At 72.4% G+C, this 23,976-nt stretch carries 21 protein-coding genes; 19 read left to right on the forward strand and 2 right to left on the reverse strand.

All coding sequences use genetic code 11. The annotated features are described in order from the left end of the window. Positions 1-86 precede the first annotated feature (86 nt). Together ACK4TT_RS01990 and ACK4TT_RS01995 are read left to right on the forward strand one after the other, a co-directional pair. Positions 87-1,292 (forward strand): acetyl-CoA C-acetyltransferase, encoded by a 1,206-nt coding sequence (locus tag ACK4TT_RS01990; protein ID WP_410212244.1) that lies wholly within the window; start codon positions 87-89, stop codon positions 1,290-1,292. 4 nt (positions 1,293-1,296) lie between these two features. Then, positions 1,297-2,937, forward strand: coding sequence for an acyl-CoA dehydrogenase family protein (locus ACK4TT_RS01995; RefSeq protein WP_410212245.1), 1,641 nt, complete (start codon positions 1,297-1,299; stop codon positions 2,935-2,937). Here ACK4TT_RS01995 and ACK4TT_RS02000 read toward each other — a convergent pair. Beyond that, complete coding sequence (locus ACK4TT_RS02000) at positions 2,934-3,896, reverse strand: HpcH/HpaI aldolase/citrate lyase family protein (RefSeq protein WP_410212246.1); 963 nt, start codon at positions 3,894-3,896, stop codon at positions 2,934-2,936. The genes ACK4TT_RS01995 and ACK4TT_RS02000 overlap by 4 nt on opposite strands. A 151-nt stretch (positions 3,897-4,047) precedes the next feature. Here ACK4TT_RS02000 and ACK4TT_RS02005 point away from each other — a divergent pair, with 151 nt between their 5' ends. The 17 genes from ACK4TT_RS02005 to ACK4TT_RS02085 all read left to right on the forward strand — a co-directional run bounded on the left by ACK4TT_RS02005 (position 4,048) and on the right by ACK4TT_RS02085 (position 23,318). Beyond that, positions 4,048-6,366, forward strand: coding sequence for a TonB-dependent receptor (locus ACK4TT_RS02005; protein ID WP_410212247.1), 2,319 nt, complete (start codon positions 4,048-4,050; stop codon positions 6,364-6,366). 79 nt (positions 6,367-6,445) lie between these two features. Then, positions 6,446-7,849, forward strand: a complete 1,404-nt coding sequence (locus ACK4TT_RS02010) for an alkaline phosphatase (RefSeq protein ID WP_410212248.1) — start codon at positions 6,446-6,448, stop codon at positions 7,847-7,849. 181 nt (positions 7,850-8,030) lie between these two features. Further along, the gene (locus ACK4TT_RS02015; RefSeq protein ID WP_410212249.1) at positions 8,031-9,506 is read left to right on the forward strand and encodes a hypothetical protein; all 1,476 of its coding nucleotides are present in this window, start codon (positions 8,031-8,033) and stop codon (positions 9,504-9,506) included. 66 nt (positions 9,507-9,572) lie between these two features. Continuing rightward, positions 9,573-12,176 (forward strand): TonB-dependent receptor plug domain-containing protein, encoded by a 2,604-nt coding sequence (locus tag ACK4TT_RS02020; protein ID WP_410212250.1) that lies wholly within the window; start codon positions 9,573-9,575, stop codon positions 12,174-12,176. A gap of 143 nt (positions 12,177-12,319) precedes the next feature. Further along, positions 12,320-13,126, forward strand: coding sequence for a type II secretion system protein N (locus ACK4TT_RS02025; RefSeq protein ID WP_410212251.1), 807 nt, complete (start codon positions 12,320-12,322; stop codon positions 13,124-13,126). Beyond that, the gene (gspD, locus tag ACK4TT_RS02030; protein ID WP_410212252.1) at positions 13,123-15,159 is read left to right on the forward strand and encodes a type II secretion system secretin GspD; all 2,037 of its coding nucleotides are present in this window, start codon (positions 13,123-13,125) and stop codon (positions 15,157-15,159) included. The genes ACK4TT_RS02025 and gspD overlap by 4 nt, the downstream gene beginning before the upstream one ends. Beyond that, entirely contained in the window at positions 15,156-16,631 is a 1,476-nt protein-coding gene (gene gspE / locus ACK4TT_RS02035) for a type II secretion system ATPase GspE (protein WP_410212253.1), read from the forward strand. Before gspD ends, gspE begins: the two co-directional genes overlap by 4 nt. Beyond that, entirely contained in the window at positions 16,618-17,826 is a 1,209-nt protein-coding gene (gene gspF, locus ACK4TT_RS02040; RefSeq protein WP_410212254.1) for a type II secretion system inner membrane protein GspF, read from the forward strand. Before gspE ends, gspF begins: the two co-directional genes overlap by 14 nt. A 10-nt stretch (positions 17,827-17,836) precedes the next feature. Beyond that, positions 17,837-18,283, forward strand: coding sequence for a type II secretion system major pseudopilin GspG (gene gspG / locus ACK4TT_RS02045; protein ID WP_410212255.1), 447 nt, complete (start codon positions 17,837-17,839; stop codon positions 18,281-18,283). Next, the gene (locus tag ACK4TT_RS02050) at positions 18,255-18,746 is read left to right on the forward strand and encodes a GspH/FimT family pseudopilin (protein WP_410212256.1); all 492 of its coding nucleotides are present in this window, start codon (positions 18,255-18,257) and stop codon (positions 18,744-18,746) included. The genes gspG and ACK4TT_RS02050 overlap by 29 nt, the downstream gene beginning before the upstream one ends. Beyond that, on the forward strand, positions 18,730-19,104 hold the full coding sequence (gene gspI / locus ACK4TT_RS02055) for a type II secretion system minor pseudopilin GspI (protein ID WP_410212257.1): 375 nt from the start codon (positions 18,730-18,732) through the stop codon (positions 19,102-19,104). Before ACK4TT_RS02050 ends, gspI begins: the two co-directional genes overlap by 17 nt. Further along, the gene (gspJ, locus tag ACK4TT_RS02060; RefSeq protein WP_410212258.1) at positions 19,101-19,688 is read left to right on the forward strand and encodes a type II secretion system minor pseudopilin GspJ; all 588 of its coding nucleotides are present in this window, start codon (positions 19,101-19,103) and stop codon (positions 19,686-19,688) included. Before gspI ends, gspJ begins: the two co-directional genes overlap by 4 nt. Further along, entirely contained in the window at positions 19,685-20,632 is a 948-nt protein-coding gene (gene gspK / locus ACK4TT_RS02065; protein WP_410212259.1) for a type II secretion system minor pseudopilin GspK, read from the forward strand. The genes gspJ and gspK overlap by 4 nt, the downstream gene beginning before the upstream one ends. Then, a complete protein-coding gene (gene gspL / locus ACK4TT_RS02070) occupies positions 20,629-21,744 on the forward strand; it encodes a type II secretion system protein GspL (protein WP_410212260.1) in 1,116 nt (371 codons plus the stop codon). Before gspK ends, gspL begins: the two co-directional genes overlap by 4 nt. Continuing rightward, entirely contained in the window at positions 21,741-22,214 is a 474-nt protein-coding gene (gspM, locus tag ACK4TT_RS02075; RefSeq protein WP_410212261.1) for a type II secretion system protein GspM, read from the forward strand. Before gspL ends, gspM begins: the two co-directional genes overlap by 4 nt. Continuing rightward, on the forward strand, positions 22,214-22,912 hold the full coding sequence (gspN, locus tag ACK4TT_RS02080) for a type II secretion system protein N (RefSeq protein ID WP_410212262.1): 699 nt from the start codon (positions 22,214-22,216) through the stop codon (positions 22,910-22,912). Before gspM ends, gspN begins: the two co-directional genes overlap by 1 nt. Then, a complete protein-coding gene (locus ACK4TT_RS02085; protein ID WP_410212263.1) occupies positions 22,899-23,318 on the forward strand; it encodes a hypothetical protein in 420 nt (139 codons plus the stop codon). Before gspN ends, ACK4TT_RS02085 begins: the two co-directional genes overlap by 14 nt. A 1-nt stretch (position 23,319) precedes the next feature. Here the strand turns inward: ACK4TT_RS02085 and ACK4TT_RS02090 are convergent, their stop codons facing one another. Further along, positions 23,320-23,976 carry a prepilin peptidase gene (locus ACK4TT_RS02090; RefSeq protein ID WP_410212264.1) on the reverse strand — a complete coding sequence of 219 codons (657 nt, stop codon included), beginning with the start codon at positions 23,974-23,976 and terminating at the stop codon, positions 23,320-23,322.

Consider the following 23,976-nt stretch of genomic DNA (forward strand, 5'->3'; position numbering starts at 1 on the left):
GCGCAATCACCTACCACGGGGGCTGACTTCCGCGGCGTCATCGCTACAGAGAGGCCGCAACACAAGCCTCATCAGGAGCCCGCCCCATGTCAGGCCTTCGCCGCGCCGCCATCGTCAGCCCCGTCCGGACCGCGGTGGGCAAGTACCTGGGGGCGCTGTCGAACGTGACGGCCGGCGAGCTGGGCGCGGCGATCATCCGGGGCCTGGTGGACCGCACGGCCATCGATCCCGAGCGGATCGACGACGTCATCTTCGCCCAGGGCTACGGCAACGGTGAGGCGCCCTGCATCGCCCGCTGGTCGGCGCTGGCCGCCGACCTGCCGATCAAGGTGCCGGGCTACCAGCTCGACCGCCGCTGCGGCTCCGGCCTGCAGGCGGTGGTGGACGCCGCGATGATGGTCCAGACGGGCGCGGCCGACGTGGTGATCGCCGGCGGCTGCGAGAGCATGAGCAACGTCGAGTACTACAGCCTCGACATGCGCAAGGGCGCCCGGGCCGGCTCGGTCACGATGCACGACCGCCTGGCGCGCGGCCGGGTGATGTCCCAGCCGGTGGAGCGCTTCGGCGTCATCACCGGGATGATCGAGACCGCCGAGAACCTGGCCAAGGACTACGGCATCAGCCGCGAGGCTTGCGACGAATACGCCCTGGCGAGCCACACCCGCGCCGCCGAGGCCTGGGCGGCGGGCAAGTTCGACGACGAGCTGGTTCCCGTCGCGGTGAAGCAGCGGAAGGGCGACCCGGTCATCTTCGACCGCGACGAGGGCGTGCGCGGCGACGTGACGATGGAAAGCCTGGCCAAGCTGGCCCCTATCGAGAAGGGCGGGGTGGTCACGGCCGGCAACGCCAGCCAGCAGAACGACGCGGCGGCCGCCTGCCTGGTGGTGGCCGAGGACATGCTGCCCAAACTGAACCTGGAGCCGATGGGCTGGTTCGTGGGCTGGGCGGCGGCCGGCTGCGATCCCTCGCGCATGGGCATCGGCCCGGTGCCGGCGGTGGAGCGCCTCTTCGCCCGCACCGGCCTGTCCTGGAACGACATCGACCTGGTCGAGCTGAACGAGGCCTTCGCCTCCCAGGTGCTGGCCGTCCTCAAGGGCTGGGGCTGGGACGATCGTGACCGGCTGAATGTCAACGGTTCGGGCATCTCGCTGGGCCACCCGATCGGGGCCACCGGCGGCCGCATCCTGGCCAACCTGCTGCGCGAGCTGAAGCGCCGCGACGGCCGCTACGGCCTGGAGACCATGTGCATCGGCGGCGGGCAGGGCATCGCGGCCGTCTTCGAGCGGGCCTGAGGCCTTGAGCGACCTGCTGAAGCGGGCCGACGGCGCGGTCGCCGCGCTGAGGGCCTTCCTGGCCAGCGCCCGGACCTCGGCGGCGGGCGCCGTCGCGCCGACGGGCCAGGTGGACCCGGCCAAGCTGGACGCGGCCCAGCGCGGCGTCCACGCCTTCGCCTGGGCGGCCACCACGGTCGAGGCGCTGGCGCAGCTCACGGACTGGGGGCGGCGGGCGCAGGCGGCCGGGGCGTTCGGCGAGGGCGAGCAGCTCGTCCTGCGCATCGCCTTCGGGGAATACCTGGCCCAGCTCCTGGGCGGCCTGCCCATGAGCCAGAACGAACTCGCCCGGCCGTGGGACTACGGCGCCGAGAACGGCGCGGCCACCCTGGCCCGTGATCCGGCGGCGGGCTGGTTCATCGCCAACGGCAACACGCTCGGGACCCGCAAGGCGCTGGTGGAGAAGCTGGTCGCCGGCTGGCGGCCCTTCGAGGGCCTGGGCGACGAGACGCTGGACGCCGTGCGGGCCCAGTTCCGCCGCTTCGCCGACGAGCGGGTGGCGCCCTTCGCCCACGGCTGGCACCTGAAGGACGAGCTGATCCCCGACGCGGTGGTGGCCGAGATGGGCGAGCTGGGCGTCTTCGGCGTCACCATCGATCCCGAGTACGGCGGCCTGGGCCTCGGCAAGCTCGCCATGTGCGTGGTCTCGGAGGAGCTCAGCCGCGCGTGGATCGCCGCGGGCTCGCTGGGCACGCGCTCGGAGATCGCCGGCGAACTGATCGGGGCGGCCGGCACGCCGCACCAGAAGCAGCGCTGGCTGCCGAAGATCGCCTCCGGCGAGGTGCTGCCCACGGCGGTCTTCACCGAGCCGGACACCGGCTCGGACCTGGCCTCGCTGCGCACCCGGGCCGTGCGCGCCGCCGACGGCTCGTGGCGGATCACCGGCGCCAAGACCTGGATCACCCACGCCTCGCGCAGCGACCTGATGACGGTGCTGGTCCGCACCGATCCGGACACGCCCGGCCACGGCGGCCTCTCGATGATGCTGGCCGAGAAGACGCGCGGGACGCCGGCTGATCCGTTCCCGGACGCGGGCCTGACGGGCAGCGAGATCGAGGTCCTGGGCTACCGGGGCATGAAGGAATACGTCCTGGCCTTCGAGGACTTCGCCGTACCGCCCGAGGGGCTCCTGGGGCAGGGCGAGGGGCAGGGCTTCAAGCAACTCATGCGCACCTTCGAGGCCGCCCGCATCCAGACCGCCGCCCGGGCCGTGGGCGTCGCCTGGAGGGCCTTCGACCTTGGCCTGCGCTACGCCATGGAGCGGCGCCAGTTCGGCCGGCCGATCGTCGAGTTCCCGCGGGTGTCGGACAAGCTGGCCCTGGCCCTGGTCGAGACGGTGGTCGCCCGCGAGCTCAGCTACTTCGCCGCCCGCACCAAGGACGCCGGCGACCGCTGCGACATCGAGGCGGGCATGGCCAAGCTGTTGGCCGCCCGCGTCGCCTGGTCGAACGCCGACGCGGGCGTGCAGGTGCACGGCGGCAACGGCTATGCGCTGGAGTTCGAGATGAGCCGCGTGCTCTGCGACGCGCGCATCCTCAACATCTTCGAGGGTGCCGCCGAGATCCAGGCCCAGGTCATCGCCCGGGGGCTGCTGGGACGGGGCTAGGCGAGGCCCAGGCGCTTGGCCTTCTCGACCATCACCTGCGCCTGGCGGATGGAGGCCAGGTCGATCATCCGGCCGTCGAGGGCCACGGCGCCGCGGCCCTCCCGCTCGGCCTGGGCCAGCGCCTCCAGGATGCGGCGGGCGCGCTCGATCTCCTCGGGGGCGGGACTGAAGACCGCGTTCAGCGTCTCGACCTGGCCGGGGTGGATCGCCCACTTGCCCTCGAAGCCCAGGGCGGCGGCGCGGCGGGCGCTCCAGCGCAGCCCTTCCTCGTCCTTGAAGTCGGCGTAGGGGCCGTCCACCGGCCGAACGCCCGCCGCCCGCGCGGCGACGACGATGCGCGCCAGGACGTAGTGCCAGGGGTCGGCCAGGTGCGGGTCGCGCCGGCCGGCCCCGTCGGGCTCGCCCAGGACGGCGTAGTCCGGCACGGGCCCGCCGATGGAGGTGGTGCGTGCGCCGATCGAGGCGGCGAAGTCGCCGGGGCCGAAGTGCAGGCTCTCCACGCGCGGGCTGGCCGCGGCGATGGCGTCCACGTTCTGCAGGCCCTCGGCGGTCTCGATCTGCAGTTCGAGGCCGATGCGCTTGCGGCCCGTGGCCATCTCGATCTGGCCGAGCAGCACGTCCAGCAGGTGGACGTCGGCGGCCTTGTTCACCTTGGGGACCATGATCAGGTCCAGGCGATCGCCGCCCTGTTCGGCGACTTCGATCAGGTCGCGGTACATGAAGGGGGTGTCGAGGGCGTTGATCCGCACCGACACCGTGCGGGCGCCCCAGTCCACGTCGCGCAGGGCCTCGATCACCGTGCGCCGGGCCGCCGGCTTGTCGGGCGGAGCGACGGCGTCCTCCAGGTCCAGCATGACGATGTCGGCGGCGCTCTGGGCCGCCTTCTCGATGAACCGGGAGGAAGATCCTGGGACCGAGAGCTGGCTGCGGTTCGGGCGGGCGGGGCGTTCGAAGGACATGTCGGCGTGATTAGGACGAACGCCGCGCCCGGGCCAGCGGGGAGCGCTGTGTCGGGTGTCAGACAGTCGTCACAGAGCCGTAGCTTGGCCGTTACAGCCCGCTGCTAACGCCGCCCCGTCGGGCCGATCACGGCCGAGGGGAACAACAAATATGAAGACCAAGCTCTGGGCCGGCGCGGCTGCGCTGGCGCTCGTGCAGGCCCTGGCCTGCCAGGCCCACGCCGAAGCCGCCGCCGCCGAGGCCACGGCGACCGCCGTGGACGAAATCGTGGTCCTGGGCCGCGGCGAAGCCCGCCAGGTGCAGACCGTCAGCGGCGAGGAGTTGGCGCTCGAGACGCCCGGCGCGAGCCCGCTGAAGCTGGTCGAGAAGCTGCCGAACGTCAACTTCCAGGCGGCCGATCCCTTCGGCTCGTACGAGTGGGCCGCGCGCATCTCGATCCGCAGCTTCAACCAGAGCCAGCTCGGCTTCACCCTCGATGACGTGCCGCTGGGCGACATGACCTACGGCAACCACAACGGCCTGCACATCAGCCGCGCCATCGCCGGCGAGAACGTGGGCGGCGTGGAACTGGCCCAGGGGGCGGGCGCGCTCGACACGGCCTCCGCGAACAACCTGGGCGGCGCGCTGAAGTACGTCTCCCGCGCCCCGTCGGCCGAGTTCGGCGGCCAGGTCGCCGCCACCGCCGGCAGCGACAACACCTATCGCGGCTTCGTGCGCCTCGACAGCGGCGAACTGCCGACCGGCCTGCGCAGCTACGTCAGCTACTCCTACAACACCGCCGACAAGTGGAAGGGCGACGGCAAGCAGAAGCACCAGCAGGTGAACTTCAAGGCCGTGCAGCCGATCGGCGAAGGCACGCTCACCGGCTGGCTGAACTGGTCCAAGCGCCGCGAGAACGACTACCAGGACATGTCGCTCGCCATGCTCGACCGCCTGGGCTCCAACTGGGACAACATCTCGGGCGACTGGGACCTCATCGTCCGCATCGCCGAGATCGCCAACAACCGCGGCGAGACCGGCGTCACGCCCGCCCATCCGGAACTGGGCGTCACCTATCCGGCCCCGGTCATCTCGGCCGACGACGCCTACTACAACGCCGCGGGCCTCCGCGACGACCTCGTGGGCGCGGTCACCTTCGACATGCCGGTGGGCGAGTTCTTCAAGTTCCGTACGACGCTCTACGGCCACAACGACGAGGGCCAGGGCCTGTGGGGCACCCCCTATGTGCCGTCGCCGAACTACGGCCTGGCCGGCGCGACCACCAACGACGCGCCGATCTCGATCCGCACGACCGAGTACGACCTCAGCCGCTACGGCCTGGTCGGCTCGGGCACGCTGGAGCTGGGCGCCCACTCGATCAACGCCGGGGTCTGGTACGAGGACAACGAGTTCAACCAGGCCCGCCGCTACTACGGCCTGAACCGTTCGGCCCCGCAGCGCAGCTTCCTCGATATGCAGTCGAACCCCTTCCGGACGGACTGGGAGTACGACTTCTCGACCACCACCTGGCAGTTCCACATCCAGGACACCTGGACGGTCACCGAGGCGCTGACGCTGAACGCCGGCTTCAAGTCGCTGTCGGTGGAGAACGAGGGCCGCACGGTCTTCGCCCGCACGGCGTCGCTGGAGAAGAACGGTACGATCAAGGCCGAGAAGAACTTCCTGCCCCAGGCCGGGGTTCGCTACGAGCTCAACCCGGACAGCGAGCTCTTCGCCGCCTACTCGCGCAACATGCGGGCCTTCCCGAGCTCGGGCACCTCGGGTCCGTTCTCGTCCACCAAGGCCGGCTTCGACGCCATCCGCGACAACCTGAAGCCCGAGATCTCCGACACCTTTGAGGCCGGGTGGCGCTTCCGCAACGCCGACTTCCAGGGCGTGATCGCGGCCTACCACGTGAAGTTCAAGAACCGCCTGTTCGCCGTGCCGGTGGGCTCGGGCATCGTGGGCAACCCCTCGGCGCTGTCCAACGTCGGCGGCGTGACGGCCAAGGGCTTCGAGGCCGTGGGCACGTGGAACTTCGCCGAGAACTGGTCGCTGTTCGGCTCCTACGCTTACAACGACAGCACCTATGACGACGACACCGTCGACGGGAACGGCGCCCTCGTGGCCCGGACCAAGGGCAAGACCACGGTCGACACCCCCAAGCACCTGCTGAAGGGCGAGCTCGGCTACGACGACGGCGCGTTCTTCGGCCGGGTGTCGGTGTCGCACCTCTCGAAGCGCTACTTCACCTACGAGAACGACCAGAGCGTCCCCTCGCAGACCCTGGCCGAACTGGCCGTCGGCTACCGCTTCTCGGGCTCGCCGATGCTGGAGGGCCTGGAGGCCCAGGTGAACGTCTCCAACGTGTTCGACGAGGACTACATCTCGACGATCAACTCCAACGGCTTCCCGCTCCGCGGCGACAGCCAGACCCTGCTGCCCGGCGCCCCGCGCCAGGTCTTCTTCACCCTGCGCAAGTCGTTCTGACCTCCCCGCAGACTGGAGGGCCCCGACCCCAAACACGGGGCCCTCCGATTTTCCCCCCGTATGAGTTGGACAGACGACGATGGCGCCTGGAACCCTGATCCGTAGCGCGGCCGTCGCCGCCGTCGCCTGCCTGATCGCAGCGGGCGCCCGGGCCGCCGAGCCCGTCCAGACGGGCGACGCCTACTACAAGGCCGCCCAGGCCCAGCTCGCCGCCGCCAAGGCCGAGCCGCCGCCGCTCAGGCGCGCGCGCAACGTGATCCTGTTCATCGGCGACGGCATGGGGGTCTCGACCCTGACCGCGGCGCGGGACCTGGCGGGCCAGAAGGCCGGCGTCGACGGGGCCAGCTACCGGCTGTCGTTCGAGCGCCTGCCGCACACGGCGCTGTCGCGGACCTTCTCCCACGACGACCTCGTGACCGACTCCGCGGCCGGGGCCACGGCGCTGCTGTCCGGCGTGAAGACGCGCAACGAGGTCGTGGGCCTCGACGGCCGCGCCCGCCGGGACGACTGCGCCTCGGCGCGCGGCGCCCGCGTGGACAGCCTGGGCGAGATCGCCCATGCGCGCGGCCTCGCCGTGGGGGTCGTCAGCGACGCGCGGCTGACCGACGCGACGCCCGCCGCCATGTACGGCCATTCCCCGACCCGCCACTGGGAGAACGACGGGAAGCTGCCGGCCGGCGCGGCGCTGCTGGGCTGCAAGGACCTGGCGCGCCAGCTCGTCGACGCCATGTCGGCCGGGACCATCGACGTGGCGCTGGGCGGCGGGCGGGCCAACTTCCTGCCGGCCGAGGCGGGCGGCTCGCGGGCCGACCGCCAGGACCTCGCCGAGCGCTGGGCCGAGGCCGCGCCCGGCCGCCGGCTGGCGACCACGGCGGCCGAGCTGGCGCAGGCCTCCGGGCCGCAGGTCCTGGGCCTCTTCACGCCCGACAACTTCCCCTATGTGGGCGACCGGCCGACGGGCGCGGCCGCGCCGCCGACTCTGGTCCAGATGACCGAAGCGGCCATCGACCTGCTCTCCAAGCAGCCGGAGGGCTATGTGCTGCTGATCGAGGGCGGGCTGATCGACAAGGCCCACCATCTGAACGACGCCGGCCGGGCCCTGGGCGAGGTCCTGGAGCTGTCGGCGGCCGTCGAGGCGGCGCTCAAGAAGGTCGACCTCACCGAAACCCTGGTGATCGTCACGGCGGACCACAGCCACGGCCTGACCCTGTCGGCGCCGGCCGACCGCGACGCGCCGATCCTGGGACCGGCGACCCACGACGGGCGCCCCTTCCCGGACAGGACCGGGCAGCCCTACGCCATCCTCAACTACGCCACGGGGCCCGGCGCGCCGAATCGCGCCCTGGTGCCGCTGAAGGACGCCGAGCACACCGGGGAGGACGTGGCGGTCTTCGCGGGCGGACCCGGCGCCGACCTCGTCCGCGGGTCGGTGGACTCCACCTATGTCTTCCAGGTCATGCTCGAAGCGCTGCGGCGGCCCTGAGGCCGCCCCGGGGCGCCTGCCGCCAAACAAGCTCTGCAACATAGCTGTCACGGTTCTGTCGGGCCGCTGTCATCGCCGCCTCCTAGAACCCCGCTCGGGCAGGCGGGCGGCCCAAGTCCGGGGGAATGGACTTGGAAATCGGTCCTCGCGTGCACCGGCTGAAGCCACGGTGGAGAACACGATGACCGGCGTCACCAAGCTGAAAACCCTTCTTGTCATGTCGCTGAGCGCGATCGCGCTTTCCGCCTGCGGCGGCGGCGCCGACAACGTCGCCTCGCCCGGCGAGGGCGCCTTCCCGCCCAGCTCCGGCGGCAACAACGGCGGCGGCACGACCGAACCGCCTCCGGGTCAGGCGGCGGCGGACTGCCCCACGGGCCTCTCCAACATCGGCACGGTGGCCAACGGCACCCTGCGGGCCTGCCAGCTGCCCGCCAAGATCGTGGGCAACCTGGTGCTCGCCAAGCGCGCCGGCACCATCTACGCCATCAGCGGCCGCGTGGACGTGGGCGACGACCGCGGCGCCGATCCGCTGAACCCGCTGCCGGGGACCCAGCAGGGCGTCCTGACGATCGAGCCCGGCGTGAAGCTCTACGGCTCGGGCGGCCTCGACTACATCAACGTCCAGCGCGGCAACCAGATCTTCGCCGAAGGCACCGCGAGCGACCCGATCATCTTCACCAGCCGCTCGAACATCGACGGCAACTCGGGCGCCGACCTGATCGGCCAGTGGGGCGGCATCGTGATCGCGGGCCGCGCCCCGATCGCCTCGTGCCCGGCCGGCACGACCCCGCCGAACATCAACTGCGTGGCCACCTTCGAAGGCGGCATCTCGCTCTACGGCGGCAACACGCCCTCGGACAACTCGGGCCGGCTGCGCTACGTGCAGATCCGCTACCCGGGCTTCGAGGTCCAGCCGAACAAGGAGCTGAACGGCCTCAGCCTGCTGGGCGTGGGTTCGGGCACGACCATCGACCACATCCAGATCCACAACAGCTCGGACGACGGCATCGAGTTCTTCGGCGGAACGGTGAACCTGAAGTACGTCGTGATCACCGGCGCGGACGATGACAGCCTCGACACCGACGAAGGCTGGCGGGGCGGCGTCCAGTACGTGATCGTGCGCCAGCGGGCCAACGGCGGCGACCGCGGCTTCGAGGAGAGCTCGGCGGGCGTCCAGGCCTCGCTGAACTCGCAGCCGAAGATCGCCAACTTCACCGTGATCGGCTCCACCCGGACCGGCGCGGGCGACCTGCAGATCCTGAACACCGGAACCGGCGGCCGCTTCATCAACGGCGTCTTCACCACGGCCAACACGGCCACGGCCTGTATCGACGTGGACGACACCTCGACCCAGGCGGCCGCGCCGCGCTGGGACTCGGTGGTGCTGGCCTGCTCGACGGCCTTCCGGAACGACACCGGCGTGGACGCCGCGGCGGTCGCGACCCTGTTCAACGCGGGCTCGAACAACTCCTCGACGCACACCTCGACGCTGAACGGCTTCGTGAACGGCGCGAACGAGGCGGCGCGGACGGCCACCGATCCGAAGGCGATCTACTCGTTCTTCGACACCACCAACTACATCGGCGCGGTCAAGGACGCGAACGACACCTGGTGGCAGGGCTGGACCTGCGGCCTGGCGAGCGGAAGCAGCTGCTGATCACGCGGCGGCGGGGCTTCGGCCCCGCCGCCTTCGCGTCCGTCGAACTTCAGAGGCGATCCTGACATGACCAAGCTGAACCGCCCGCTCGCCGGGCTGCTGCTGTGCACCACCGCGCTGATGGCCCCTGGGCTCGTCCTCGCCCAGACGGCTTCCTCCCCGCCTCCCCAGGGCCAGGAGGTCGAGGAAGTCGTGGTCCGCGGCAAGTACATCCCCGAGGTGATGCGCGAGACCTCCGAGGTCGCCTCGATCGTGACCCCCGAGGACCTGGTCCGCCAGGGCGACGACACCGCGGCCCAGGCGCTGACCCGCCTCGCCGGCCTGAGCGTGATCAGCGGCCGCTTCGTCTATGTCCGCGGCCTCGGCGAGCGCTATTCCTCGGCGCTTCTGAACGGCTCGCCGCTGCCGAGCCCCGAGCCGCTGCAACGGGTGGTCCCGCTGGACCTGTTCCCGTCGAACGTGCTGGCGGGGGTGAACGTCCAGAAGACCTATTCGCCGAACCTGCCGGGCGAGTTCGGCGGCGGCCTGATCGACCTCAAGACCGTCGACGTGCCCGAGGAGGGTTTCGTCTCGCTGGGCGTGAGCGTCGGCATGAACGACGAGACCACGCTGAAGCGCGGCCTGACCTACTACGGCGGCGACACCGACTCCCTCGGGATCGACGACGGGACCCGCGAGCTGCCGGCCCTGATCCGCCAAGGCATCGAAACCGGCAAGCGGATCGATTCCAGCAACTTCGATTCCACGACGCTGACGGCCATGGGCCGCAGCTTCCAGAACGCCAACATCAACCTGCTGCAGTCGACCGACGACGTGCCGATCAACGGCAGCGTGGATTTCGCCGCCGGCACCAAGTTCTCCATGGACTGGGGCAACCTGGGCGTCCTGGCGGTGCTGGGCTACGACAACGGCTGGTCGACCCGCGACGCCATCCAGCAGGAAGGCGTGGTCAACCTCGGGGGCCTGTCGGTCCAGGAGGACCTGCGCTCGTTCTCGACCCAGAACGACATCGTCATCAACGGCCTGACCAGCGTGGCGCTGGAGCTGGACAACCACACCTTCAAGTGGACCAACTTCTACGTCCGCAACGTCACCAAGGAGACCCGCTCGGTCGAGGGCGACAGCGCGCGGGCCAGCAACTACATCCGCGACGACTGGACGGCCTGGTACCAGCGCGAGCTGATCGACACCCAGCTCACCGGTCAGCACCGCCTGGGCGACCTGGAGATCGACTGGCGCGGCTCGTACGCCCGCACCGAACGCGACGCGCCCTACGAGCGCTCGGTCCGCTACCGGCGCGTGGACGGGGTTTTCCTGCACAACCCGCAGGCCGACGCGAACTTCATCCGGTTCAGCGAACTGGAGGACAAGGCCAGCGGCGCGGGCGTCGACGTCCGCTACCACTGGGTGAATCCCTACATCACCGACCTGACCCTGTCGGCGGGCTACGCCTGGTACGACAACGAGCGGTTCTCGGACAGCCGGGTGTTCCGCTTCACGATGAACTCGACGCCCTCCATCGCCTTCCAGATGCAGCGCGTGGACTTCCTCTATTCGGACTACAACATCGGTCCGAACGGCCTGATCCTGCGTGAAGTGACGGGGTCGGAAGGCGCGGCCGCCTACGAGGCCAGCCTCACCACCCACGCCGGCTACGTTCAGGCCGAGGGCGAGATCTTCCCGGCGGTCCGCGCCACGGTCGGCGCCCGCTACGAGAGCGGCAAGCAGTCGGTGCGGGCCATCGACCTGTTCTCGGCTGCGCAGGCCGACGCGCGCGAGCTGAACAACGACTACCTGCTGCCGGCGGCCACGGTGACGTGGAACTTCGCCGAGGACCAGCAACTCCGCTTCGGCGTCTCCAAGACCATCGCCCGCCCGCAGTTCCGCGAGCAGGCGCCGCAGCTCTACCTCGACCCGGAATCCGACCGAACCTTCATCGGCAACCCGTACCTGCAGGACAGCGAGCTCATCAACGTCGATGCGCGCTATGAGCGCTACTTCGACCGCGGGCAGTTCGCGACGGTCGGCCTGTTCTACAAGAACATCGACAAGCCCATCGAGTCGGTGGTGAACGAGTCGGGCTCGGGCCTGCAGCAGAGCTTCCTGAACGCCCCGCAGGCCGTGCTCTACGGCGCCGAGGCCGAGTTCAAGAAGTTCTTCGAGCCCCAGTTCGGCATGGCCTGGACGGACAGCCTGCGCTGGTTCGTGGCGGCCAACTACACCTACACCAAGGCCGAGGTGAAGGTGGACGACGGCGACGTCGTCTTCCCGCGCACCGCTTCGGGCCAGCCGGCGCCGGCGGCCAACTTCGTCATCGACGGCAGCCCGCTGCAGGGCCAGTCGAAGCACCTGGCCAACGCCCAGTTCGGCTTCGAGACCCAGGACGGGACGACCCAGGCCACGCTGCTGGCCAACTACGCCTCCAAGCGGGTCACCGCCCGCGGCCAGGCCGGGGGACCCGACTTCACCCAGGACCCGGGCGTGATCCTGGACTTCACCTTCCGCCACAAGTTCGAGGTCATGGCGCAGGAGTTCACCTTCGGCGTCGAGGCCCGCAACCTGCTCGGCGAGGAGTTCGACGAGTACCAGAAGCAGGGCGGCGACACGATCAAGCTCAACAACTACGAGCTCGGCCGCAGCTTCTCGGTGAGCCTCTCGGCCCGCTTCTAGGAGAGCGTCGGGGGCGGCTGCGGCCTCGCGCCGCGGCCGCCGCCCGCGCTGTCACGCTACCTTCATCCAAGCTTCACGGGAACGTCGGCGTCGTCCGCCAAGAGTCCGCCGTCCCGCCCAACCCGGCGGCAACGGGGGATAGGTTGAAGCTCCAGCTCCAAGCCCTGGGCGCCGTTCGTCCGAGGCGCCTGCTCACGGCGGTCGAGATCGCCCTGGCGGCGGGCCTCGCCGTGCAGGCGGCCCGGCTGACCTGGACGCTGGTCACGCCCCTTGGTCCCGTCGGCAAGGCGGCCGCCTCCGCGCCCGCCAGGCCGCCGGCCGCCGACCTCTCGATCCTGGCCCAGTTCGATCCCTTCTTCCGGCTGCCGGCCGCCGCGCCGGCCGGCGCGGCGCAATCCTCGGGCGGCGGGTTCACGCTTTACGGCGTCCGCGTGCAGCCGGGCGGCCGGGGCTCGGCGATCCTCGCCGCCTCCGGCGGTCCCCAGCGCTTCTACGACGTGGGCGAGGAGGTCGAGCCCGGCCTCACCCTGGCCTCGGTGGCAGCCGACCACGTGGTCCTGAACCGCGGCGGCGCGCGCATGCGCGTGGGCTTCCCGAGGCCTGCGGCCGGAACGACCGTCCTGCCCATGGAGACCCTGGCTCCGGCCCCGGCCGCCTCGGGCCCCGGACCCGCCGTCAACCTCGACCGGCTGCTCGACCAGACCACGCTGCTGCCGCGCCTGCGCGACGGCCGGCCGTCCGGCTACCAGGTCGTGCCGCGCGGCGGCGACGACCTGCTGCGGGCCGCCGGCCTCCAGCGCGGCGACGTGCTGCTTTCCGTCGACGGGGTGGTGCTGACGCCCGAGCGGGTCAGCCAGCTCCGCCAAGACCTTTCCGAGGCGACCGGCGCCGAGATCCGCTTCGAGCGGAACGGCCAGGTCATGACCACCAGCATCCGGATGGCCCAGTGAGACGACTGCTTGCCCTGACCCTCCTGGCCGGCGCCATGACCGCCACCCTGCCGCCGCCCGTGCTGGCGCAGGAGCAGGTCCTGAACCTGCAGGACGCCGACATCCGGGTGTTCATCCAGGACGTGGCCCGCGCCACCGGCCGGACGTTCATCATCGACCCGCGCGTGCAGGGGAAGGTCTCGGTGGCGAGCCAGGAGCCGCTGTCCAAGGCCGAGCTGTTCGACGTGCTGCTGTCGACCCTGCGGGCCAACGGACTGGTGGCGATCCCCACCGGCGCCGGCGCCTACCGCATCGCACCCGAGGACGGCGCGGCCACCCAGCCCGCGAGCCTGGGCGCCTCGGCCGGCTACGGCTTCGCCACCCAGGTCCTGCGCCTGCGGAACCTCGACGCGGCCTCGGCCGCCGAGACGCTGAAACCCCTGGTCGGGCGCCAGGGCGCGATCCAGCCGATCCCGCGCGGCAACATGCTGGTGGTCGCCGACTACGCCGACAACCTGCGCCGCATCCGGGGCCTGCTCTCCCAGATCGACCAGGACCGGGGGATCACCGAGACGGTCACCCTGCGCTCCAGCTCGGCGCGCGAGATCGCTGGCGTGCTGAACGACCTCCTGAAGGCGCCGGGCGCCGAGGCGGGCGCGCGCAACGGCGTGGTCTCCATCGTCGTGGTGGAGAGCAGCAACTCGATCATCCTGCGCGGCGAGGCCGAGGCGGTGCGGCCGCTGCTGGCCATCGTGGCCGATCTCGACCGGCGGGCCGAGACGGCGGGCGACGTGCGCGTCGTCCAGCTCCAGCACGCCAACGCCGAACAGCTCGTTCCCGTCCTGCAGCAGCTCGTGGGCCAGGCGCCGACCTCGCCGGCGACGGCTTCCACGGGGCCGGCGCGGACGTCCATGCGCCAGGGCCAGGCGGCGGCTGCGCCCGCCGAAACGCCCGTCGCGGCCGCCACGGGCGCGGGCCAGCCCCGGGCCAACATCGCCCGCTACCCCGGCGCCAACGCCATCGTCATCGCCGCCGACCCCGAGACCCAGCGGATGCTGGCCGAGGTGATCCGCCAGCTCGACGTCCGCCGCCGCCAGGTGCTGGTGGAGGCCGTGGTGGTCGAGGTCTCCGACGAGGCGGCCAAGCGGCTGGGGGTGCAGTTCGCGCTGGCCGGGATCAACGGCTCGGCCATCCCGTTCACGGCCACCAACTACTCGAACAGCGCGCCGAACCTGCTGGCCATCACCGGCGCGGTGGCCGCCGAGAAGAACCTGCCCGACGACGACGAGGTGAAGCAGGCGCTGCGCCAGGCCGCCGTCCAGTCGCTGCTGGGCGCCAACGGCGCCTTGCTGGGCGGGGCGGGCCAAATCGGCGACGACGCCCTGTTCGGCGTGGTGATCAACGCGGTGAAGTCCGACACCGCCTCGAACCTGCTCTCGACGCCCTCGGTCATGACGCTCGACAACCAGCCGGCCACCATCCTGGTCGGCCAGGAGGTGCCGATCACCACCGGCGAGAGCCTGGGCGCCAACAACGAGAACCCGTTCCGAACCATCGCCCGCCAGAACGTCGGCGTGCAGCTCGACGTGACGCCCCAGATCAACGCCGGCGGCACCATCACCCTCTTCCTGCGCCAGGAGGTCTCCAGCGTGGCCGGGCCGGTCAGCGCCAACTTCACCGAGCTGGTGCTCAACAAGCGAGAGATCGAGACCACGGTGAACGTCGACGACGGCGAGATCATCGTCCTCGGCGGCCTCCTGGACCAGAACGAGCGGGTGTCGGTGGAGAAGACGCCGGTCCTGGGCGACATCCCCGGCGTCGGCGCCCTGTTCCGGGGCACCAACAAGCGCAAGACCAAGACCAACCTGATGGTCTTCATCCGGCCGAAGATCGTGGGCGACGCCGCCCAGGCCCGCGCCGTGACCGGGCCCAAGTACGACTACATCGCCGGCCAGCAGGCCGCCCGCGACCCCGTCCGCCAGAGCGAGCTGGAGGCCCTGGTCCGCGACTACCTCCGCGCAGAGCCGCCCTCGGCCAAACCGGTGACGCCGTGACCGCGCCCCGGCTCGCCTACGCCTTCGCCAAGAAGAGCGGCGTCCTGCTGCTCGACCTCGGCGAGACGGCGGTCGTGGGCCTGCGCGAGGGGGCCGACCCGGCCGCCCTGATCGAGGCCCGCCGCGCGCTGCGGACGCCGCTCCGGGTCGAGCCGCTGAGCCGCGCCGAATTCGAGCGACGACTGTCTGAAGCCTACGCCGGCGACGGCCTGGCGTCCGACGCCGACCTGGAGCTGCCGGCGGGCCTCGACAGCCTGGCCGACGACCTGCCGGCCGCCGCCGACCTCTTGGACGCCCAGGACGACGCCCCGGTGATCCGGCTGATCAACGGCCTGATCGCCGAGGCCGTGCGACAGGGCGCCTCGGACGTCCACATCGAGCCCTTCGAACAGGCCCTCGTCGTGCGCCTGCGCGTCGACGGGGTGCTGAGGGAGGTGCTGAGCCTCTCCCCCCGGATCGCACCCCTGCTGGTCAGCCGGGTGAAGGTGATGGCCAGGCTCGACATCGCCGAGAAGCGCGTCCCCCAGGACGGCCGCATCTCGCTGGCCCTGGGCGGCCGCTCGCTGGACGTGCGGGTCTCGACCCTGCCGGCGCGGGCGGGCGAGCGGGTGGTGCTGCGCATCCTCGACCAGGACCAGGCGCTCCTGGGGCTCGAGGAGCTCGGCATGTCGGCCCGGGCGCTGGAGGTGTTCCGCGGCGCCCTTCGCGAGCCCAACGGCGTGATCCTGGTCACCGGCCCGACGGGCTCGGGCAAGACCACCTCGCTCTACGCGGCGCTTTCCCTGCTGAACGACGCCACGCGCAACATCCTGACCATCGAGGACCCGGTCGAGTACGCCATCCAGGGGCTCGGCCAGACGCAGGTGAACCCCAAGGTCGGCATGACCTTCGCGGCGGGCCTCAGGGCCATCCTGCGCCAGGACCCGGACGTCGTGATGGTGGGCGAAATCCGCGACGTGGAGACCGCCCAGATCGCCGTCCAGGCCAGCCTCACCGGCCACCTGGTGCTGTCCACCGTGCACACGAACGACGCGGCGGGCGCGATCACCCGCCTGCGGGACATGGGGGTGGAGCCGTTCCTGCTGGCCTCCACCGTGCGGGCCATCGTGGCGCAACGGCTGGTGCGGCGGCTCTGTCCCGACTGCCGCCGGCCCGAGCCCGCCGACGCGGCCAGCGCCAAGATGATCGGCGTCCCGCGCGGCCACACGATCTTCCGCGCCGCGGGCTGCCCGGCCTGCTCGCACACCGGCTATGTCGGGCGGGTGGGGATCTACGAGGCGCTGCGCGTGGACGAGCCCATCCGCCGCCTGATCGTCGAGGACGCCGACGAGGCCGAGATCGCCAAGGCCGCCTTCCCGCGGGGCGGGACGCTGCAGGCCGAGGCCCGGCGCTACGTGGCCGAGGGGATCACCACCCTGGAGGAGGCGATCCGGGTCAGCCGCCAGGAGGCCGGTGAGCATGTCGGCGTTTGAGTATACGGCCCTCGACGCCGGCGGGCGCACGCGCACGGGCGTGGTCTCGGCGCCCAGCGAGCGCGCGGCGCGCGAGCAGCTCCAGGGCCGCCGGCTCATGCCGCTCAAGCTCGCGCCGGCCGCCGAGCGGAAGGGGCTGGGCCTCAGGCTGTTCCCCGACCGGGTCGGCCCGCGCCAGCTCGCGCTGATCACCCGCCAGCTCGCCACCCTGATCGCGGTGGCCCCGCTGGAGGAGGCGCTGCGCACCCTGGCGCTCCAGGCCGAGCAGCCGGCGGTGCGCCGCGTGCTGCTGGCCACCCATGCCGCGGTGCTGGAGGGCTACCGCCTGTCGGACGCCATGGCCCGCCAGGGGGAGGCCTTCCCCCGGCTTTACCGGGCGATGGTGGCGGCGGGCGAGAGCTCGGGGGCGCTGCCCGAGATCCTGGAGCGGCTGGCCGACCTGCTGGAGCGCGACGAGGCGGCCCGCAGCCGCCTGCTCGTGGCGCTGATCTATCCGCTGGCCCTGGCCGGCACGGCGCTCTGCGTGATCGCCGCGCTGATCACCTTCGTGGTGCCCAAGGTGGTCGAGCAGTTCGACAGCATGGGCCAGCGGCTGCCGTGGCTGACGCGCGCCATCATCTTCATCGCCGAGGGCGCGCGGGACTGGGGCTGGCTGGTCCTGCTGCTGCTGGTCCTGGCGGGGCTGGGCGCGGCCCAGGCGCTGCGGCGGCCCGCCCTGCGGCTGAGGTTCGACGCCGGCCTGCTGCGCGTACCGTTCCTGGGCAAGGTGATCCGCAACCTGCACGCCGCCAGGCTCGCCCGCACCCTTTCCACCATGATCGCCAGCGGCGTGCCGGTGCTGGAGGGGCTGCTGCTGACCGCGCCCACGGTCCACAACCGCGCCCAGCGGGCGGCCGTGGAGGAGATGGTCGCCTTCGTGCGCGAGGGCGGCAGCCTGTCGGGGGCCCTGCGCCGGGCGGGGCTCTTCCCGCCGATCCTCGTCTACATGGCGGCCAGCGGCGAGAACGCCGGCCGGGTGGACGTGATGCTGGGCCGCGCCGCCGAGTACCTGGAGCGCGAGTTCAACGCCGTGGTGGCCGTGGCGCTGAGCCTGCTGGAGCCCGCCATCATCATCGTCATGGGCCTGATCGTGACGCTGATCGTCCTCTCGATCCTGCTGCCCATCCTCCAGATCAACACGCTCGCCTACCGCTGAGGGAGACCCCATGCCCGAGACGCAAACCCGCGCCCGCCGGCGCGCCGAAGCCGGCTTCACCCTGGTGGAGGTGATGGTGGTCATCGTGATCATCGGCCTGCTGGCCACGGTGGTGATGATCAACGTCCTGCCGAGCCAGGACCGGGCCATGAAGGAGAAGGCCCGCGCCGACGTCGCCGTGCTGGAGCAGGCGGTGGAGACCTTCCGGCTGGAGAACCTGTCGTTCCCGACGACCGAGCAGGGGCTCCAGGCCCTGGTCAGCGCGCCGCAGGGCCTGGCGCGGCCGGACCGCTACCGCGAGGGCGGCTACGTGCGCCGCCTGCCGCAGGACCCGTGGGGCAACCCCTACCAGTACCGCTATCCGGGCGAGCACGGGCGTTTCGACGTCTGGTCCTACGGCGCGGACGGGCAGAAGGGCGGGGAGGGCGATGACGCCGACATCGGCAACTGGAGCTAGGCGCCGCCGCTCCCGGGCCGAGCGCGGCTTCTCGCTGGTCGAGATGATGGTGGCGCTGGCGATCCTGGGGCTGCTGACGGCCACGGTCCTGATGACCCTGCCGGACGAGGGCCCGCGCCTGTCGGACGAGGCCGAGCGGCTGGCCGGACGGCTGGAGCACGCGCGCGAGGAGGCCCTCGCCGTCAATCGGCCGGTGGAGGTGGCGCTGGACGCCCGCGGCTACGCGTTCCGCGAACAGCGGCGGGGGGAGTGGCGGCCGCTGGCCGACGGGCCCTTCGAGGCCCAGGTCTGGCCCGAGGGGCTGAAGGTCGCGGTGGAGGGCGCTGACGGCCGCCGCGCCGTGCGCTTCGACACCACGGGCGCGGCCGAACCCGCCGTGATCCGCCTGTCGAACAAGGCGCGCACGATGCGCGTCGTGGTGGACGCCCAGGGCGAGGTGCAGGTCCATGACGGCCAAGGTTGAGAACGGCGCTGAACAGGGCTTCACCCTGCTGGAGATGCTGGTCGCCATGGCGGTGCTGAGCCTGGGCGCGCTGGCGTTGCTGAACCTGGCCGGGGAGAACACCCGGACGGCCGGGGCCATGGAGCAGCGGCTGTTCGCGAGCGTCGTGGCCGAGAACCGGGCCATCGAGGCGCTGACCGCGCCCCTGCCGCCGGCGCTGGGCCAGGTCCAGGGCGCCGACCGCGCCGGCCCCGAGACCTGGCGCTGGACGCGGCGGGTGAGCCGGGCGGGCGAGGGCATGCTGCGCATCGACGTGCGTGTCACCGGTCGCACGGGCGGGACGATCGGCGAGGCGACGGTCTTCCGGGGGCCGCCATGAAGGGCTTCACCCTGGTCGAGATGATGGTGGCGCTGCTGATCTTCGGCCTGGTGGCCGCGGCGGGCGTGGCCGTGATGAGCTTCAGCGTCGACAACCAGCAGGTCGTCCGCGCCCACACCCACCGGCTGGGCGAGCTCCAGCGGGCCCGGACCGCCCTGAAGTCCGATCTCGCCCAGGCGGCGCAGCGGCCGGTGCGCGACACGGCTGGGCGGCTCTCCACCCGGGCCCTCTCGGGCAACGAGCAGCAGGCGGGCGGGCCGCTGCTGCAACTCGTCCGACGCGGCTGGGACAATCCGGACGCAGCGCCCCGCGCCTCGCTCCAGGCCGTGGAGTACCGGCTGCGCGACGGCCGGCTGGAGCGCCGGACGCGCCCGGCGCTGGACGGGGCCGAATACGGGCCGCCCCAGGTGCTGCTGACCGGGGTGCGCGCCGCCGCCGTGGCCTTCCTGATGAACGGCCAGTGGGTCCAGGCCCTGCCCAACGGACCCCGCCAGCCGCTGCCGCAGGCCGTGCGGCTGGACCTGACGCTGGACGACTACGGCGAGCTCTCGCAGGCCTTCCTGGTGACGGGGGAGCCCGGATGAGGCGGCGCGACGAACAGGGGGTGGCGCTGCTGTCGGTGCTGCTGCTGGTGGCGGTGATGTCGGTGATGGCCGTCACCGTGCTGGACGAGATCCGCTTCGGCGTGCGCCGCACCGCCAACGCCGAGGCGGTGGGCCAGGCCCGCTGGTACGCCCTGGGCGCCGAGGCCCTGGCGCGGTCGCGTATTGGCGCGCTCACCCGCTCGGACGCCGTGCTGACCGGCTGGAGCGGCCGGGCGGTGAGCTATCCGGTGGACGGCGGCGTGATCCATGCGCGCCTGGTGGACGCTGGGAACTGCTTCAACCTGAACAGCGTGGCCCAGGGCCCGCCCGAGGGCCTGCGCCGTCGGGACGAGGGCGTGCGCCAGTTCGTGAACCTGGCCGAGGTCGTGGGCCTCGCGCCGCGCCAGGCCGAGATGCTGGCCGCGGCCCTGGTCGACTGGATCGACGCCGATCCCTTGCGCGAAAGCGGCGGGGCCGAGGACGAGGCCTACGACGGCTACCGCACGGCCGGGACCCTGTTGGCCGAACGGAGCGAACTGCGCGCGATCCGGGGGTTCACGCCCGAGGTCTATGCGCGCCTAAAGCCGTACGTCTGCGCCTTGCCGAACGCCGAGCCTGCGCCGATCAACATCAACACCCTGACCGAGGACCAGGCGCCGCTGCTGGCCATGCTGGCCGCCGAGCCGATGTCGCTCGCCTCGGCGCGGACGGTGATCGCCGCGCGACCGGCGGCCGGCTGGAACGATGTCTCGGACTTCGCGGGCCTGCCCGCCGTGGTCGAGGCGAACATGGACGTGAGCCAACTCAAGACGAAGCCGCGCGTCTTCCGCCTGGAGACCGAGGTGACCTTCGCCGACGCCGAGGTGATGTCGAGCGCGCTGATGGAGATTGACGCCGCGGGCCGGGTTCGCCTGGCCGCCCGGCGCTGGGGACCCGAGGAATGAGACGAACACGACTGGTCTTCGCGCCGCATGACGCGCAGGCGCCGCCCACCTACCTGCTGCTGAACGAGTTCGGCGAACCCGTCGGCCGGGGCGAGCAGCCGGTCCATGCCGAGGTCCCGGCGGCGCCCACCGGCGTCGTGCTGGTGGTTCCGGGCGTGGAGGTGACCGCGCGCTGGGTGAACCTGCCGGCCCGGGGCGAGCCCCAGGCGCGGGCGGCCGCCGCCCTGCTGTTGGAGGACGCCCAGGCCCTGGACGACGGGGAGGCGCCGCACCTGGCCCTGGGACCGCTGGAGGCCGACGGCCATCGGCTGGTCGTCACGACGAGCCCGTCGCGGATGCAGGCGTGGCTAGACCTGGCCAAGCTGTACAGCCTCACGCCCGACGCGGTGGTTCCCGACTGCCTGCTGCTGCCCGAGCCCGAAGGTGAGGCGCCCGTGGCGGCGCGGTTCGGGCCGACCCTGGCGGTGCGCGGGCGCCGGCTGGCCTTCGCGAGCGAGCCCGAGACGGCGTCCCTGGTCCTGGGCGATCGCCAGCCGGAGCTGGTCGAAGGCGAGGCGCTGGAGAAGCTGCTGGGACGCGGGGCCGTCGAGCCCGCGATCGACCTGCGCCAGGGCGCCTTCGCGCCGGCCGACGGCTCGCGGGTGACGGCGCGGGACTTGCGGGTGGCGGCGATCCTGGCCGGCCTGCTGGTGCTGAGCCCGGCGCTGCTGGACGCCGCCGAGGCGGTGCGGCTGAACCTGGCGGCGAACGGCCTGCAGGCGCAGGCCCGGCGCGAGGCGGCCGCCGTGCTGCCCAAGGGGACGGCGCTGAACGACCCCATGGCCCAGGTCGCCGCCCAGGCCGACCGGGCCGAACTGGCCGCCGGCGGCGGGCCGGCGGGCCTGGCGGCCCAGCTCTTCCGGGCGCTGTCCGAGATCGACCAGGCCCAGGTCGAGAGCCTGATCGTCTCGCCCGATGGGGCCATGCGGGCCCAGATCAGCCATGTGAACTATTCCGACGGGGACCTGCTGGCCCAGACCCTGAAGCGGAACGGGATCGCCTTCCGCGAGGAGGGCGTGCGGGAAGAGGGCGGCCGTATCGTCAGCGACGTCATCCTGGGAGTGCGGCCGTGATCGCGTGGTGGACGACCCGGACGCCGCGCGAGCGGCTGTTGCTGGGGGTGATGGCCGGCCTGCTGCTGGTCTTCGGCCTGTGGTTCGGCGTGCATCGGCCGCTGGCCCAGGCGCGGGCGGCGGCCGAGCGGCGGTACGATCGGGCGCTGAAGGAAGAGGCGGCCATCGAGATCGCCGCCGCCCGCATCCGGACGCTGCGGACGGCCGGCGGGGGCGCATCCCGCAAGGCGCCGGCGGCGGAGGCGGTGAACGCTTCGGCGGCGGCGGCCGGCGTGACGCTCTCGCGGGTGGAGCCCGATCCGGTCGGCGGCGTGCAGGTGGCGGTGGGCGGCGTCTCGCCCGCCCAACTGTTCCCCTGGCTGGCCGCCCTGCAGCGGGACTACGGCGTCACGCCGCGCCACCTGACGATCGTGAAGGATGAGCAGGGCGGGCTCTCGGTGGACGCCACCTTCGGCGACGGGGCGGATTGATGCGCTGGATCACGCCTGCCGCCAGCGGGGCCTTCGTGCTGGCGCTCGTCGCGCTGACGCCGCTCAGGATGGTGCTGGGCTGGTCCGGCGCCGCCGAGGCCGGCCTGTCGGCGCAGAGGGTGACGGGGACCATCTGGTCGGGGCGCCTCATCGGGGCGGCCTACCACGGGATTTCGCTGGGTGACGCCCGGGTCAGCCTGGATATCATGGGTCTCGGACTGCGGGTCGCGGCGGATGGCGAGGCGCGCGGGCGGGGGATTTTGCGGGCGAGCGGCGTGTCGCATGCGACGGCCGCCCTGCCTCTGGCGCGGCTCGCGCCGGGGCTGCCGCTGACGGGGGAACTGCGGGTGGAGGACCTGAGCGTGGACTTCGGCAAGGGCGCGTGCCGCAAGGCCGGGGGCCGGGTTGCGGTTCAGGATGTGCGACTGGGCGGCGCCGACGGCCCGGTCCCTGGGCTGCGTCTCGCGGGGCAGGCGGCCTGCCGGGACGGACGCCTGGTCCTGCCCTTGACGGGGGCGGCGTCGGGCGTCGCGATCGATGTCCTGGCCAGCCTCGACGGCGCGGGCCGCTACGAGGCCGTGAGCCGGGTGCGGGCCACCGATCCGCTGGCGATCGCCGCCGCCGGCGCGGCCGGCTTCGAGCGGGGCCTGGACGGCTTTACCCGGACGGATCGTGGGACGCTGGGTGCGCGCCGCTAGCCTCGTCCCCATCCTGACCCTCGGGCTGGCCCTGCTGGCCGGACCGGCGACGGCGGCCGTCGGCCCCCTGGAGCCCTTGCCGCCGCAGAAGCTCCCGAAGGCCGGGTGCGCCATGTTCGTCTGGGCGCGGTCCGAGCCCGCCGGGCCGATCCTGATGGTCGTCGACGGCAAGGCGCGCGTGCGGTTGGGCGGTCGCCCCGGCGAACTCAAGCGCGTCCCGGGACTGTCCCACGGCCCTCAGCGTTTCGAGGGCGCCGGCCTGACCTTGCTGCTGGACCTCGACGCGGGAGCCGCCCGCCCGATGACCGGCGGGGCGGTGGCGCCGGACGGCCTGCTGACCATCACCGATTCCAAGGGCGGGGAGACCGTCGCCCCGGTCGCCGCCGTGGCGGGCTGCCGGGACTAGGCTAGAACCCCGCCCGTCCGATCGGGCCGTAGAGCCAGGCCAGCCAGATCCCCGCCGCCAGGGGGACGCCGAAGGGGATGTGCCGGCCGCTTTCGATGGGGCGCCGGGCCACGGCCAGGGCCGCGGCCGTCGCGAGGCCCGCCCCGGCCGCCCAGACCAGCACCGTGGGCAGCGCGATCCAGCCGACCCAGGCTCCGCCGCCCGCCAGGAGCCAGGCGTCGCCGCCGCCCAGACCCTCGCGCCCCCGCAGGCGGCGGTAGGCGGCCGACAGGAGCATCAGCGCCGCCCAGCCGGCGAAGGCCCCCACGGCGCGATGCCGGAGGACCTCGGCGCCTTCGGGGGCGGCGGCGAGGAGCCCGCTGGCGATCAGCGCCAGGGTGAGCGGCAGGGGCAGCCAGAAGTCGTCGGCGTCCAGGAGGGCGAGCAGCACGAGCTGCCAGGCGAGCAGGGCGCCCAGGACGCCCGGAGCGCCGGGGTGGACAGCCTGCGCCCAGGCCGCCAGCGCCGGGCAGGCGAGCGCCATCACGAGCATGCGGGAGGCCGACGGCGCCGCGGCGCGGTCCCGCAGGCGGATGGAGGCGCGGGCGAGCGCCGGCCCCACGGCGACGCCCAGGGCGATCGTCGCCCAGGCCAGCGGCGTCCACCCCAGCGGCGTCAT

The organism is Phenylobacterium sp. (assembly GCF_046463815.1).
Lineage (GTDB): Bacteria > Pseudomonadota > Alphaproteobacteria > Caulobacterales > Caulobacteraceae > Phenylobacterium.

Excerpts from the sequence above, each read along its gene's own strand:
- ACK4TT_RS01990 (WP_410212244.1), top strand. The coding sequence starts at position 87 with ATGTCAGGCCTTCGCCGCGCCGCCATCGTCAGCCCCGTCCGGACCGCG.
- ACK4TT_RS02000 (WP_410212246.1), bottom strand. The coding sequence starts at position 3,896 with ATGTCCTTCGAACGCCCCGCCCGCCCGAACCGCAGCCAGCTCTCGGTC.
- ACK4TT_RS02005 (WP_410212247.1), top strand. The coding sequence starts at position 4,048 with ATGAAGACCAAGCTCTGGGCCGGCGCGGCTGCGCTGGCGCTCGTGCAG.
- ACK4TT_RS02010 (WP_410212248.1), top strand. The coding sequence starts at position 6,446 with ATGGCGCCTGGAACCCTGATCCGTAGCGCGGCCGTCGCCGCCGTCGCC.
- ACK4TT_RS02015 (WP_410212249.1), top strand. The coding sequence starts at position 8,031 with ATGACCGGCGTCACCAAGCTGAAAACCCTTCTTGTCATGTCGCTGAGC.
- ACK4TT_RS02020 (WP_410212250.1), top strand. The coding sequence starts at position 9,573 with ATGACCAAGCTGAACCGCCCGCTCGCCGGGCTGCTGCTGTGCACCACC.
- gspF (WP_410212254.1), top strand. The coding sequence starts at position 16,618 with ATGTCGGCGTTTGAGTATACGGCCCTCGACGCCGGCGGGCGCACGCGC.
- gspG (WP_410212255.1), top strand. The coding sequence starts at position 17,837 with ATGCCCGAGACGCAAACCCGCGCCCGCCGGCGCGCCGAAGCCGGCTTC.
- ACK4TT_RS02050 (WP_410212256.1), top strand. The coding sequence starts at position 18,255 with ATGACGCCGACATCGGCAACTGGAGCTAGGCGCCGCCGCTCCCGGGCC.
- gspI (WP_410212257.1), top strand. The coding sequence starts at position 18,730 with ATGACGGCCAAGGTTGAGAACGGCGCTGAACAGGGCTTCACCCTGCTG.
- gspJ (WP_410212258.1), top strand. The coding sequence starts at position 19,101 with ATGAAGGGCTTCACCCTGGTCGAGATGATGGTGGCGCTGCTGATCTTC.
- gspK (WP_410212259.1), top strand. The coding sequence starts at position 19,685 with ATGAGGCGGCGCGACGAACAGGGGGTGGCGCTGCTGTCGGTGCTGCTG.
- gspL (WP_410212260.1), top strand. The coding sequence starts at position 20,629 with ATGAGACGAACACGACTGGTCTTCGCGCCGCATGACGCGCAGGCGCCG.
- gspN (WP_410212262.1), top strand. The coding sequence starts at position 22,214 with ATGCGCTGGATCACGCCTGCCGCCAGCGGGGCCTTCGTGCTGGCGCTC.
- ACK4TT_RS02090 (WP_410212264.1), bottom strand. The coding sequence starts at position 23,976 with ATGACGCCGCTGGGGTGGACGCCGCTGGCCTGGGCGACGATCGCCCTG.